Source organism: Streptomyces sp. NPDC051822 (assembly GCF_044452745.1).
Taxonomy (GTDB): Bacteria; Actinomycetota; Actinomycetes; order Streptomycetales; family Streptomycetaceae; genus Streptomyces.
In genome coordinates this window covers 393,714-406,750 of record NZ_JBITBZ010000004.1, presented here as the reverse complement: position 1 = coordinate 406,750, position 13,037 = coordinate 393,714, and the positions used below count along the sequence as shown (strand labels likewise).

Sequence of the window (13,037 nt, the reverse complement as noted above, 5' to 3'; positions counted from 1 at the left end):
TCCGTCGTTATCGACGATAACGAACTGTGTTAGCGTTGAATACACCCCGGGGGGTGGACCGCCTCCGGGCCTGTTCCGTGAAAGGAATCGCCATGACCGCCTCCACCACCCTGCGTGATGTGATCGGACTTCCCCAGGAGCTGCCGCGCCTGAGCGAGTCGGCACTGATCATGATCGACTTCCAGAACACCTACCGCGCCGGCGTGATGCGGCTCGACGGGGCCGAGGAGGCCGTCGCCGCCGGTGCGCGTCTGCTCGCCGCCGCCCGTGCCGCGGGTGCCCCCGTCGTCCACGTCGTCAACGACGGCGGCGAGGGCACGCCGTACGACATCCGGGCGGAGATCGGTGCGATCAGCCCCGAAGTCGCCCCGGCGGAGGGGGAGAAGGTGGTCGTGAAGCAGTTCCCCGACGCCTTCCACGCCACCGACCTCGCCGACACCCTGAAGGACCTCGGGGTCGGAGCCGGCCTCGGCGGAGACCTGGTCATCGCCGGCTTCATGACGCACATGTGCGTCCTCTTCACCGCACAGGGCGCCTTCAACCTCGGCTACCGCCCGACCGTGGTCGCCGAAGCCACCGCGACCCGCCCCCTCGCCGCGCCGGACGGGTCCGTCCTCCCGTCGGACGTACTGCGGGACGCGAGCCTGACGACGGTCTCCGACCTGTTCGGAACGGTGGCCCGCACGGTCGACGAGCTCGTCGCCGCGACGCCGGTGGGCTGACCCGCCGACGGCGCGCCCGGACCCGGGGCTGTTCCATCCGGCGCCCGACACCGGGAGTTCACCCGAGGTGCGCCGAAAGACCCTCTGATGATCGGTTGCGGGTCGCCCGGCTCGGCGGTAATGGCGGTCGGCCCGTGACATCAGCCCGGGCGTTCCCGTACGTGCGCCCCCTGGAGGACGTGTGCCACCCGCCGCCGAGACCGTGCGCGACGAGGTCGACGGGGAGGAGACGGCGGGCGGCGCACCAGCCGCTCCGAACGCCCCACGCGCCCCACGCGGCCCGCGGTCCCCGGCGCTCGTCGGTCCGCTCTCCGCCGCCCTGCTCTCCGCCGTGGTGTTCTGCCTCGCGACCCGGCTCTCCCGGAGCCACCCCTTCGGGCCGATGACCAGGAACGTCGTCGACCTCGGCCAGCAGTACCTGCCGTACCACGCGTACTGGCGCTCCTTCCTCCTCGGCGAGACGCGCGGAGACGCCTTCCTCAACTGGAACTCCGGCTTCGGCGCCAACTTCCTCGGCGACATCGGCACCTATCTGAGCAGCCCGTTCAGCCTGCTCGTCGTGCTCTTCCCCGCGGACCGCGTCGAGCTCGCCCTGTACGTCGTCACCGCCGTCAAGATCGCGGCGGCCGCGGCGGCCATGGCGCTGCTGCTCCCGCGGCTGAGGCCCGGTCCCCGGCCCGTCGCCGCCGTGCTCGGCACCGCGTACGCCCTCTCCGGCTGGACCTTCGGCTCCGGCGCCGACGTCCCGATGTGGCTCGACGGGCTCGTCGCCTTCCCGCTGCTCTGCCTGGTCGGGGAGTGGGCCCGCACCGGTCGCCGCCCCGTGCTCGGGCCCCTCGTCGTCGCGCTCGCCTGGACCGCCAACTTCTACACGGCGTACATGGCCACCGTCGGTGCCGCCGTCGTCCTCGTCGTACGGCTCCTGACCGCCGACGAGACGGCCGCGGCCCGGCAGCGCCTCGCGGGGGCGCTGCGCGCCGCCCGTGCCGTCCTCATCGGCGTCGGGCTCGCCGCACCGCTCGTCGTGGTCGTCTTCCTCGCCACCCGCGTCGCCGACCCCACCCCGGAGGCCACGTTCGCGCCCGCCGCCTGGACCGACCTCCTCGCCCGGCTCCTCCCCGCCACCGAGAGCGTGGACAGCCCCGCCCTGTTCATCGGTACGCCCGCGCTCGTCCTCGCCCTCACGCTGCCGTTCCACCGCGCCGTCCCCGCGCGCGTGCGGGCCGGCTGGTCGGCCGCGGTCGTCCTGGTGGCGCTGTCCCTCCAGTGGGAGCCGACCCATCTGCTCTGGCACGCCGGAGCCTCGCCCAACGGCAATCCGTACCGTCAGGCCTTCGTCCTGTGCGGGCTGCTCCTCATCGCCGCCTGGTTCTCCGCGGCGCCGGGGCTCCCCCGCCCGGCCGCGCTCCTCGCGGGCGGCGCGCTGCTCGGACTCCTGGCCTGGGCGGGACAGGGGAGTCCCGACATCGACCGGTGGACCTATCCCGCCCTCGCCGTGTCGGCGGTCCTTGCGCTCGCCGCCGCCGTCCTCCTCCTGCTGCCGAACGGTCGCCGGACCCCCGCGCGCGTACTGCCGGTTCTGGCCGTGACCCTGCTCGTCGTCGCCCAGGCGGGCGAGACGGCCGTCACCGGGAAGCGGATCGAGGAGCGACAGCGCGAGAAGCTCGCCTGGTCCGCTCGGATCGGCCCCTGGCACACGGCCGTGGCCGACGCGGTGGCCCGCGCGGACGGCTGGCCCCGGCACCGTACGGAGCCCGGAGAGGTCCCCGGCGGCAACGACGTGCTCCTCGTCGGAGGGCAGGGGGCCGACTACTACAGCAGCCTGACCTCCGAGGTCACCGCCGGCACCCTGGCCTCCCTCGGCTTCGGCTACTACGCCAAGGGCCGGCACCCGGTCACCCTCGACAACCCGGTGACCGACGCGCTGTTCTCCATCGGAACCCGTGTCCGCTCGCGGCCCACCGAGCCGGTACGGCGGGACGCCGCGCCCCGCGCCACGGTCACCGTCACCACCACCCCCGTACCGCCGCTGGTCACCGTCCGCGCCCCGGACCGGCGGGGCACGCGGCCCGGGGACTCGGCCTTCGCGGAGCAGGAACGCCTCCTCGGCGCCGAGGTGTACGAGCTGCCGGCCGTCGTCCGCACCGGACGCACTCTCACCGCCCGCTGCCCGGCGGGCTCCCAGGTCTGGTTCTGGGCGCCCGAGTACAAGGGCGCGGCGGCGCTCCTGGGGGAGTGGTCGGTGGACTTCGACGGCAGGCCGCCCGCCGTACGCGCCCCGATGCAGGCCCTCGGCACCGCGCCCGCCTCCGGGGAGGTGCGGGTGGAGCTGACCCCGGAGGCCAAGGTGCGGCTGCCCCGTCGGCCCGTCGGCTGTCTGCTGCAGGACCGGCTCGACTCCGCCGTACGGCAGTTGACCGCCAGCGGCGCCACCCGCGTCCACACCACCGGGCACACCGTCACGGCCGAACTGCCCCCGGGCAGCAAGGGCTTCGCCGTGGTCGCCGTACCCCGCGTCTCCGGCTGGCGCTGCGCCGCCGGTGCGGCGGATCCACGGCCCGCGCGCGCGTACGAGGGGCTCATCGCCGTTCCGCTCGACGGCCGGGCGAGCACGGTCACGTGCTCCTTCCAGCCCCCGGGGCTGCGCCTCGGCGGCGCCGTCGGCCTTGCCGCGCTCCTCGCCCTGGCGGCGACGGGACTCCTGCACCGGCGGTCCCCCCGGTGAGCCGGCCGGGCCCCGCCTGCCCACGGACTTTCCGCGGGGGACGACAAGAGTTCACCCGGAGTGCACGCGCGGATCGTTCGCCCGGAAAGGGGGAGCGTTACTGTGCCCGCCGTAGCGGCGTTTAATTGTTCGATTCAGTATGGGGATTCCGAGTGCCGAAACTGTCCGTCGTCGTACCGTTCCACAACGTCGGGCCGTACGCGCCCGACACCCTGCGCAGTCTCGCGAACAACGCGGATCCGGAATTCGAGTTCCTGCTGATCGACGACTGCTCGACGGACGACACCCCGGAAATCCTCGACCGCTGGCGCGACCGTCTGCCGAACGCCACCGTCATCCGGCACGAGACGAATCTCGGCGTCGCCCAGGCACGCAACACGGGAATGGACGCGGCGCGCGGCGACTACCTCACCTTCCTCGACGGCGACGACTGGTACGCGCCCGGCCACCTCGCCGCAACGGTCGCCGGAATCGAACGCCTTGGCTGCGATTTCGCCCGCACCGACCACGTCCTCTCGGAGGGCAGGAAACGGCAGATCCGTTACGCCCCCGCCGCGCGCCGCGACACGGTGATGGACCCCAGGGACGGAATCTCGCCCGCCAGCATGGTGACGATGGTGGACTATCCGTTCGTCCCCTTCGGCATTTACAGCGCCAGGCTCTTCGAGAACGGCGCGTCGCGTTTCGAGACCTCCCTGAGAACTGCCGAGGACCGTCTCTGGATCTGGCGGCTGCACCTCAAGGCCCGTACTTTCGCGGCGCTTTCCCTGCACGGCGTCTTCTACCGGCGGGGCGTCACCACTTCGCTCACCCAGATCACCGACAACCGGCAGCTGGACTTCATTCCGTCGTACGACACCCTGCTCGACGACGTGTCCCGGGACGCGGAGGCGGACCGGTTCCTCCCGAAGGCGGTCCGCACGTACTGCGCGATGATCGCCTTCCACATGGGCAAGGTCGGCAAGTACGAGCCCGCCGTCGCCACCCGGCTCCGGGCCGATGTCGCCGACGCGCTGCACCGGATGCCGCAGCAGGTCCTCGACGAGACCCTGGCCACCATGGACACCGCCCGCAGCACCCTCCTCCGGAGCCTGCGCGACACCGGAAGGACCGCCTGACCCATGGCCCCCGACAAGGCCCCCGCGCCCACCGCCCAGGCCCCCGACCCGGCAACCCACGACCTCCGGCCGGTCCAGATCTTCCAGGTGTCCACCCTGTACGGGGCGGCCACCCTCGCCGCCTCCCTCGACGCCGGACAGTTCGGCCCCCGCGCGGACGCCCGCCGGTTCCTGCTGATCTCACGCAACGCCGAGATCCCGGAGACGGCGCTGCGCCTGGAGACCATGACCGGGTACGAGCGGATCGCAGCCCGCTTCGACGGGACCCTCGACTGGAACGAGACCATCCACCCGTACCACCCCGCCGCCTGGGCCCCCCGCCCCGAGGAGGCGCCCCTCTGGCAGCGGGTGCTGCGCACGGCCTGGGACCTGGGCACCGCCCCGGTGGAGCTGATCGTCGAATCCATCCAGGTCAACCCCGCCAAGGCGCTGGCCGGCACCTTCCCCGAGAGCGCCGTGCACGTCTACGCGGACGGCCTCATGAGCTACGGCCCGACCCGCTCCGACCTCGCCCAGTCGATCGCCTGCCGCGTCCGGCGCGTCCTCCACCTCGACCTGGTGCCCGGCCTGCGGCCCCTCCTCCTGAGCGAGTACGGCGTCGAGCCCGAACTCGTCCCCGACAGCGCCTTCCGCGCGGTCCTGGCCGAGATCGCCGAGGAGGCGGCCGACGACCCGGACATCGCGCGGGCGGCCGACGCCGAACCCACCGCACTGCTCCTCGGCCAGTACCTCGCCGCCCTCAACCTGCTCACCGCGGAGGAGGAAGAGGAACTCCACGTGCGGATGCTGCGCGGGGCGGCCGCGGCCGGACACCGCTCGGTCGTCTTCAAGCCGCACCCCAGCGCCCCGGCCGGCTACTCCCGGGTCCTCCGGGAGGAGGCGGAACGGTCCGGCGTACGGCTCACCGTCCTCGACGGACCGCTGCTCGCCGAGACCTTCTACGAGCGGTGCGGGCCCCGGCTCGTCGTCGGCTGCTTCTCCACGGCGATGTTCACCGCCGCCGTCCACTACGGCATCCCCATCGCGCGCGTGGGCACCGCCGAGGTCCTCGAACGGCTGACCCCCTTCGAGAACAGCAACCGGATCCCGCTCACCGTCGTCGACCACCTGGTCGCGGACCTCGAAGGCGGTGAGGAGCCCGCCGTCCCCGGACCGGCACCCGACTCGCTCACGCCGCTCGTCCGCGCCGTCGGCTACTGCATGCGGCACAAGAGCCACCCGGGGTTGCGGGAGGAGGCCACCCGCTACCTGGACGCGCACCATGCCGATCCCGCCGTCGCCCACCACTTCTCCGCCGAACGGCTGACCCAGCTCGGCCTTCCGGGCGCAAGGGCCCCGCTGCCGGCCGCCACGCCGTTCCGCCTCCGCCGGAGCCTCGTGCGCTCCCGGCGCGGCTGAGCGGCCCGGCCGCGCCCGTCAGTCCGTCAGCGCGTCCGGGGCGGGGGCGGCGGCCTCCGGGGCGCGGTCGGCCGACCTGACGAGGGTGAAGACCGCGCCCTCCGCGTCCGTCACCAGGGCGAGCCGTCCCGCCGTGCCGTCGCGCGGCGGGCGCAGCACCTGGCCGCCGAGCTCCACGACGAGCCGCGCGGCCGCGTCCGTGTCGGCGACCTCGAAGTACGTCATCCAGTGCGGGCCCCGGTCCCTGGGCACCGCGTTGCCGACACCGTGCACGGAGGCCACCGGGGCCCCTGCCACATGGAGCGTCGCGTAGTCCGCCCGGTCGAAGGACTCCACCGGCTCCAGTTCGTAGCCGAAGACCGACCGGTAGAACTTCCCGATCGACGTCTCGTAGGTGATGAGCTCGTTCCACACCGGGGTCCCGGGCGATCCCGCCGTGGCAGTGCCGTGGTGCGCCTCCGCCTGCCAGACACCGAAGACCGCGCCCGCGGGGTCGGAGCAGATCGCGAGGCGGCCGGCCTCGCCCGCGTCCAGCGGGCCCACCGCCACCGTGCCGCCGCAGCCGCGGATGCTCTCGGCGGTCTCGTCGGCGTCGGCGGTGGCCAGGTACGGGGTCCAGGCGATGCGCAGGTGCCGGTCCGGCGGCAGCCGGCCGATGCCCGCCACCTCCTTGCCGTCGAGCAGCGCGCGTACGTACGGACCGAGCTGCTGCGGACCGGGTACGAAGTCCCAGCCGAAGAGCGCGTTGTAGAACTCAAGCGTGGCGTCAAGCCCGTGCACCATCAAGCTCACCCAACAAGGTGTGCCGGGTGTGCGCCGAGTCGCCTCGGTCATCGTGACTCTCTCCTCGGACCGTCGTCGTGCCCGTGCCCCCGTCCGATGGTGACACCGAAGGGGCCGCGGCGCGCCCCGGTCGCACCAACGAGTGGCGCTGCCCCGCGGCGGTGACGCGGGGAGGACGCCGGGTTCGTCCTCCGCGGCCGGGCGGCTGCGCGAGGATGGGCCCATGAAGCCCATCATCTCCGCAAGCGAACTGCTGAGCGAGTCGGCCGGGGCCCGGCCGCCGGTCCTCCTGGACGTCCGCTGGACGCTGGGCGGCCCGCCCGGACGGCCCTCGTACGAGGCCGGGCACCTCCCCGGCGCGGTCTACGTCGACCTGGACACGGAACTGGCGGGGCCCGCGGGCAGCGGCGGGCGCCACCCGCTGCCCGACCCGGAGGCCTTCGGGGCCGCGATGCGCCGCGCGGGCGTCTCGGCGGACACCCCGGTCGTCGTCTACGACGGCGGTCTCGGCTGGGGCGCGGCCCGCGCCTGGTGGCTGCTCCGCTGGGCCGGCCACAGGGACGTACGGGTCCTGGACGGGGGCCTCGCGGCCTGGCCGGGGGAGCTCACGGAGAAGGTCGTCGTGCCGGAGCCCGGCGACTTCCGGCCGGAGCCGGGAGCGCTCGGGCTGCTCGACGCCGACGGGGCGGCGGCGCACGCGCGCGCGGGGCTGCTCCTGGACGCCCGGGCGGCCGAGCGCTACCGGGGGGACGTGGAGCCGATCGACCGGGTCGGCGGTCACATCCCGGGCGCGGTGTCGGCGCCGACCACGGAGAACGTGGACGCGGAGGGACGCTTCCTGGACGCCGGCGCTCTGCGGGACCGTTTCAACGCCCTGGGCGCGGCCGAGGGCACCCCGGTGGCGGTCTACTGCGGCTCGGGGGTCTCCGGGGCCCACGAGGTCCTGGCCCTGGAGGTCGCGGGCATCCCCGCGGCCCTCTACGCGGGCTCCTGGTCGGAGTGGTCCGCCGACCCCGGCCGCCCGGTGGCCACGGGCCCGGATCCGCAGTAGCGGAACGGACGGGGCCCGCACCTATCCGGCGCGGGCCCGTTCCCGTACGGCTGACGTCCTCCGTACGGCCGACGCCTTCGTACGCCTGTCGTCTCCCGTACGGCTGTCGTCGCGGCAGGCGTCAGTCCTGCTTCTTCCTTCGCGTGCCGAAGACGATCTCGTCCCAGCTCGGCACCGCCGCGCGACGGCCCGGACGGACGCCGTCCGCCTCCGCCTGGCGGTCGGTCGTGCCGGTGAGCCGGTCGCGGTGACCCGATACCGCGCGCGGCATCAGGACGTCGGCGTACGCGGATCCCGCACCCGCCGAGGCGGCCGGGGCCGGCGGCTCCTCCGCCTCGGCCTCTTCCGAGGGCTCCGAGTCAGGCTGCTCGGGCACGATCATGTCGCCGCGGAAGCTCGGCACGGCCTCCAGGAGGCTGGTCAGCGAGTCCCGCTCGTCCTCCGGCTCGACGGACGCGTGCGCCCGCTCCAGCTGGCGGTCCGACCGGTCGATCTGGCGGTCCAGGGCGCGGTCGAGCGGCCTGTCCCTGGGGAGCCGGGCGATGCGCGGCACGAAGGGGAAGCTCGGTTCCGGAGCGGCGGCGATCGTGTCGTCCGTCTCGCCGATCAGGGCGCGCGCCTCGTCGTCCACGGCCTGGACGAGCCGCCGCGGTGGGTCGTACGTCCAGCTGGCCGTGTGGACCTCGCCCGCGACGCGGTAGACGAGCAGCACCTCCCAGGTGCCGTCGTCGCGCCGCCAGGAGTCCCACTGCGTGGTGTCCTTCTCGGCGCCGCGCAGCAGCAGCCGCTCCTGCACCGCCTCGCCGAGCTGCGGGCCGCTGTTCTCGCCGGGCCTGCGGACCGGGGTCTTGCGGGCCCGCTCGGCCATGAAGGCGCGCTCCGCGAGCACGGGGCCCTCGAAGCGGCGTACGCGGTCGACGGGGATGCCGGCGAGCTGGGCGACCTCCTCGGCGGAGGCACCGGCTCGTATCCGCGCCTGGATGTCGCGGGGGCGGAGGTGGCTCTCCACCTCGATCTCGATCTGGCCGAGGCGCGCGCGGTCGTTGCGCACGGCGGCGCGGAGCCGCTCGTCGATCGGAAGTGTGTACTCCGTGCTGTCAGCAGCCTTCAGCACCAGTCGTGTGCCGTCGTTTGAGACGGCCACGACACGCAGTTCGGGCATGGGGACCTCCCGGGTGGTGCCTGCCGACGTCACGTGCGTCGCTGCTTCCGCTAGTCGAGTGTGGCCTGCCCGGGTGCAGCCTGCCACTACCTTGCCGAGTTGCCCGGCGTGTCGGGCGTGGACCCTGGAACGCCGTTATGACACGGTGACCTGTTGGCTACCCGGAGTGACAGGCGGTCACTCTGTGCAGTCGGTTCCCGTGCGTTGCCGCGGCGCCGCCGGTTCGAGCGCCGTGTCCGGCCCCCTCCCCTTGATCCCGGGCACCCGTGAAGGCGTCCGGACCCAGGGTTCGTCAATGTACTCCATTCGGGCCACTTGGGTGGACCGGCGCGCCGCCCAACTTCTCGGACGGTACGGGAGTTGAGTCTCCGTGATCTTCCCCCATACGTGGCGCTCTTCACAGAACCGCCAGAAACGGAACTATTCGCTTCGCCCATATGTCCCTTCTGGGTGCAAGGCGAACGGATAAGTCGTCAGGGGCTGGAGATGCGCCACAGGCCGGAAACCGACATGGACGAGCCGGAGGAGAGGGAGAGCGGCAGGAGAAGGATCGACCTGAGCGTGGCTCAGGTCTCGGGCAGCGCCCTCGCCGCGGTCATCGCCGCCAAACTCGCCTCCACCCTCGGCGTGTACGGCACGATCGTCGGCGCCGGTGTGATCAGCGTCATCGCGACCTGTGGCGGCCCGCTCTTCCAGCACCTCTTCCGGCGCACCGGCGAACAGGTGCGCGACGCGACCTCGGCCGCCCGGCCGAAGACCCGTCAGGTGCCGGTCGCCGCCGGGTCCGGGGACGACCGCACCCTGATGCTCGGCACGATCCAGGCCCCGCTCCCGTACGACGGGGACTTCGGCACGGCGACCACCCACGGCACCCGGGTCCGGGGCTGGAAGCGCCCGGCGATCGCCGCCGCCCTGGTCTTCGGCGTCACGATGGGCGGCATCACCGCCTACGAACTCGTCTCGGGCCAGGACTTCAGCGGCCGGCAGGGGACCACCACCTTCGGCTCCGTCGTCAGTGGCAGTGGCAGTGGCAGTGGCAGCGGGAGCGCGGGGCATGACGCGCCGGTGGAGGACAAGGGCCCGGCGCCCGCGCCGTCCGGATCCGCCGAGGGCACCGCGCGGCCCGAGGACGGGGCCGGGAGTCCCTCGACGGGCGCCACCCCGCCCCAGGGCGAGCAGGGCACCGGGCGGTACGGCACCGCGACCCCCTCGCAGGAGCCGACGCCCTCAGGCTCCACCGGCGGCGAGTCGACCCCGACCCCGACCCTGGAACCGACCGACCCGACGGCCCCGGCCCCGCCGCCCACGGAGTCCGGCGCACCGGAGACCCCGGCGCCCACGCCGCCGGCCGACACCGGAACCGAGTGACCGTCAGTCGAGAAGCCGAGTGACCGTCAGTCGCCCAGCACGCGGCGGAGGTAGTCGTTCCCGAACAGGCGCTCCGGGTCGAGCCGGTCGCGCAGCGCCGTGAACTCGGCGAAGCGCGGGTAGACCTCCGAGAAGTAGGCGGCGTCGCGGGTGTGGATCTTGCCCCAGTGGGGGCGGCCCCCGTGCGCAGTCATGATGCGCTCCACCGCGGTGAAGTACGCGCGGTGGGGCGTTCCCTTGTAGAGGTGCACGGCGATGTACGCGGTCTCGCGCCCCGAGGCCGTGGACAGCGTGATGTCGTCCGCCGGAGCCGTCCGCACCTCCACGGGGAAGCTCACCTTGAGCGGCGACCGCTCGACCATCGCCTTGACCTCGCGCAGCGCCGCGACCGCCGCCTCGCGCGGAAGGGCGTACTCCATCTCCATGAAGCGCACCCGGCGCGGCGAGGTGAAGACCTTGTACGGGATGTCGGTGTACGTACGGGCCGACAGGGCCCGGCTGGAGATCCTGGCGATCGAGGGGATGACAGGCGGCACAGCCCTGCCCAGCGAGCAGGCCGCCTGGAAGAGCCCGTTGGAGAGGAGCTCGTCCTCGATCCAGCCGCTGATCCGGCCGGCGGGAGCGGCGGGCCCCGCGCTCCGGTTGTTGCGCTTGGTGTTGCAGTTGTCCGTGTGGGGGAACCAGTAGAACTCGAAGTGCTCGTTCTCCGCGTGCAGCGCGTCGAACTCGGAGGTGACCCGGTCGAAGGTCATCGGCTCCTCGCGCGCGGTGAGCAGGAAGACCGGTTCCACCGCGAAGGTGATCGCCGTGATCACGCCGAGGGCGCCGAGACCGATCCTGGCCGCCGCGAAGACCGCGCGTTCCTCGTCGTCTCCCTCCTCCGAGCAGGTCAGCAGCTCGCCCGAGGCCGTCACCAGTTCGAGGCCGCGGATCTGCGCGGCGATCGAGGCCGACTCGCGGCCCGTACCGTGCGTGCCCGTGGAGACGGCCCCGGCCACGGTCTGCTCCATGATGTCGCCCATGTTCGTGAGCGACAGGCCCTCCCGGGCCAGCGCCACGTTGAGCCGCTTCAGCGGGGTGCCCGCCTCGACCGTCACGGTCATCGATGCGCGGTCGATCCGCCGGATCCCGGTCAGCAGTCCGGGCCGGACGAGGACGCCGTCGGTGGCCGCGATCGAGGTGAACGAGTGACCGGCGCCGACCGTCTTGACCCGCAGGCCGTCCTCGGCAGCCCGGCGCACCGCCTCGGCGAGCTCCTCGGCCGAGGCCGGGCTCACCTCCCGTGCGGGGCGGGAGGTGACGTTCCCCGCCCAGTTACGCCACGGGCTGTCCGCCGTCCTGGCGCTCCCCGATCCCGCTGTCGTCCTGCTCACGCTGCCCCTCCCGGTTCGGAGCCGGCCTGCGGAGCCGGCGGTGTCCGAGGAGACCCACCGCGACCGCGAGCGCACCCGAGACGACGGGCACCACGTACCCCGCCTCCGCCCCCGACGCGTCGACCACCCAGCCGGCGGCCGAAGAGCCGAGCGCCACGCCGATCGCGAGCCCGGTACCCGTCCAGGTCATGCCCTCGGTCAGCTTGGTGCGCGGTACGTGCGCTTCGACGAGGGCCATGGTGGTCACCATCGTCGGTGCGATGGACAGGCCCGCGACAAAGAGCGCCACGGCCAGCAACGGCAGGTTCCCGGCCAGTAGGAGGGGGATCATACTCACGGCCATCGCACAGACGCCCAGAAGCCAGCGGTGGGACGGCTCGCCCTTGAGGTGCATCAGCCCGAAGACGGCGCCCGCGAGGCAGGAACCCAGCGCGTAGACGGCCAGGACGAGGCTGGCGGCGGCCTTGTGCCCCTGCTCCTCCGCGAAGGCCACGGTGACCACGTCCACCGAGCCGAAGATGGCGCCGGTGGCGACGAAGGCGAGGGTCAGGACCTGCAGCCCGGGGGAGCGGAGCACGGAGCCGCTCCGGTCGTCGGCCTGCCGCGGGTGCGGTCGCGGTTCGGTGGCGCGCTGCGAGGTCAGCCAGAAGACGCCGACGGCCAGGAACACCCCGGCGAACAGCGGGCCCGCCTCGGGGAACCAGGTCGTCGACAGGCCGATCGAGATGATCGGGCCGAAGATGAAGCAGACCTCGTCGACGATCGACTCCCACGAGTACGCCGTGTGCAGCGGCCGCTCCTCGCCCCGGTAGATCTCCGCCCAGCGGGCGCGCGTCATGGCGCCGACGCTCGGCACGCAGCCGATCACGGCCGTGAACGCGAAGAGCGTCCAGTCGGGGGCCTCCTGCTGGACGCAGAGGAGAAGCCCCGCGGCCGCCGCGAGCGAGATCAGGGTCACCGGGCGGAGCACCCGGCGCTGCCCGTGCCGGTCGACCAGGCGCGAGACCAGCGGGCCGAGGGCCGCGGCGGACATCGCGAGCGTCGCGGCGAGCGCGCCCGCGAGCCCGTACCGGCCGGTGACCTGCGAAATCATGGTCACGATGCCGATGCCCATCATGGACAGGGGCATCCGGCCGAAGAACCCGGCGACGGAGAACAGGACTGTGCCGGGCGCCTTGAAGATCGCACGGTAGGGACTGGGCAAGAGGCGTCCTTGGTCAACACGTGTAATTAACTACTAAAGCCTACGGTGTTGAACTCGATCAGTCATCCCCCTTTCCTTCACCTTTCCGTCACCTATCGGGCGACCCGGCCATCGACGGGGCGCGCCCACCCCT

Annotated in this window: 10 protein-coding genes; 6 read left to right on the top strand and 4 right to left on the bottom strand. The window is 73.1% G+C overall.

The window, feature by feature from the left end:
* The first annotated feature begins 92 nt into the window (after nucleotides 1-92).
* The 4 genes from ACIA8N_RS16660 to ACIA8N_RS16645 all read left to right on the top strand — a co-directional run bounded on the left by ACIA8N_RS16660 (nucleotide 93) and on the right by ACIA8N_RS16645 (nucleotide 5,963).
* Entirely contained in the window at nucleotides 93-722 is a 630-nt protein-coding gene (locus ACIA8N_RS16660; RefSeq protein WP_365779488.1) for an isochorismatase family protein, read from the top strand.
* Nucleotides 723-903: 181 nt separating this feature from the next.
* Nucleotides 904-3,447 (top strand): YfhO family protein, encoded by a 2,544-nt coding sequence (locus tag ACIA8N_RS16655; protein WP_365779490.1) that lies wholly within the window; start codon nucleotides 904-906, stop codon nucleotides 3,445-3,447.
* Nucleotides 3,448-3,599: 152 nt separating this feature from the next.
* Entirely contained in the window at nucleotides 3,600-4,565 is a 966-nt protein-coding gene (locus ACIA8N_RS16650) for a glycosyltransferase family 2 protein (RefSeq protein ID WP_030548332.1), read from the top strand.
* A gap of 3 nt (nucleotides 4,566-4,568) precedes the next feature.
* Complete coding sequence (locus tag ACIA8N_RS16645) at nucleotides 4,569-5,963, top strand: polysialyltransferase family glycosyltransferase (RefSeq protein ID WP_365779492.1); 1,395 nt, start codon at nucleotides 4,569-4,571, stop codon at nucleotides 5,961-5,963.
* An 18-nt stretch (nucleotides 5,964-5,981) separates the two neighbouring features.
* Here the strand turns inward: ACIA8N_RS16645 and ACIA8N_RS16640 are convergent, their stop codons facing one another.
* Nucleotides 5,982-6,797, bottom strand: a complete 816-nt coding sequence (locus ACIA8N_RS16640; protein WP_365779494.1) for a VOC family protein — start codon at nucleotides 6,795-6,797, stop codon at nucleotides 5,982-5,984.
* A gap of 172 nt (nucleotides 6,798-6,969) precedes the next feature.
* On the opposite strand from ACIA8N_RS16640, the gene ACIA8N_RS16635 reads away from it, so the two are divergent.
* Nucleotides 6,970-7,797: a sulfurtransferase gene (locus tag ACIA8N_RS16635; RefSeq protein ID WP_365779496.1), complete on the top strand. Its 828-nt coding sequence runs from the start codon at nucleotides 6,970-6,972 to the stop codon at nucleotides 7,795-7,797.
* Between the two features lie 121 nt (nucleotides 7,798-7,918).
* On the opposite strand, the gene sepH is transcribed toward ACIA8N_RS16635, so the two are convergent.
* A complete protein-coding gene (gene sepH, locus ACIA8N_RS16630) occupies nucleotides 7,919-8,959 on the bottom strand; it encodes a septation protein SepH (protein WP_365779498.1) in 1,041 nt (346 codons plus the stop codon).
* A gap of 561 nt (nucleotides 8,960-9,520) precedes the next feature.
* Between sepH and ACIA8N_RS16625 the strand changes: the two genes are divergently transcribed.
* Nucleotides 9,521-10,327 (top strand): hypothetical protein, encoded by an 807-nt coding sequence (locus tag ACIA8N_RS16625; protein ID WP_399416532.1) that lies wholly within the window; start codon nucleotides 9,521-9,523, stop codon nucleotides 10,325-10,327.
* A 26-nt stretch (nucleotides 10,328-10,353) separates the two neighbouring features.
* On the opposite strand, the gene ACIA8N_RS16620 is transcribed toward ACIA8N_RS16625, so the two are convergent.
* Nucleotides 10,354-11,700 carry a D-arabinono-1,4-lactone oxidase gene (locus ACIA8N_RS16620; protein ID WP_365779502.1) on the bottom strand — a complete coding sequence of 449 codons (1,347 nt, stop codon included), beginning with the start codon at nucleotides 11,698-11,700 and terminating at the stop codon, nucleotides 10,354-10,356.
* Nucleotides 11,642-12,904 (bottom strand): MFS transporter, encoded by a 1,263-nt coding sequence (locus tag ACIA8N_RS16615; RefSeq protein ID WP_365779504.1) that lies wholly within the window; start codon nucleotides 12,902-12,904, stop codon nucleotides 11,642-11,644. The genes ACIA8N_RS16620 and ACIA8N_RS16615 overlap by 59 nt, the downstream gene beginning before the upstream one ends.
* Nucleotides 12,905-13,037: the final 133 nt, after the last annotated feature.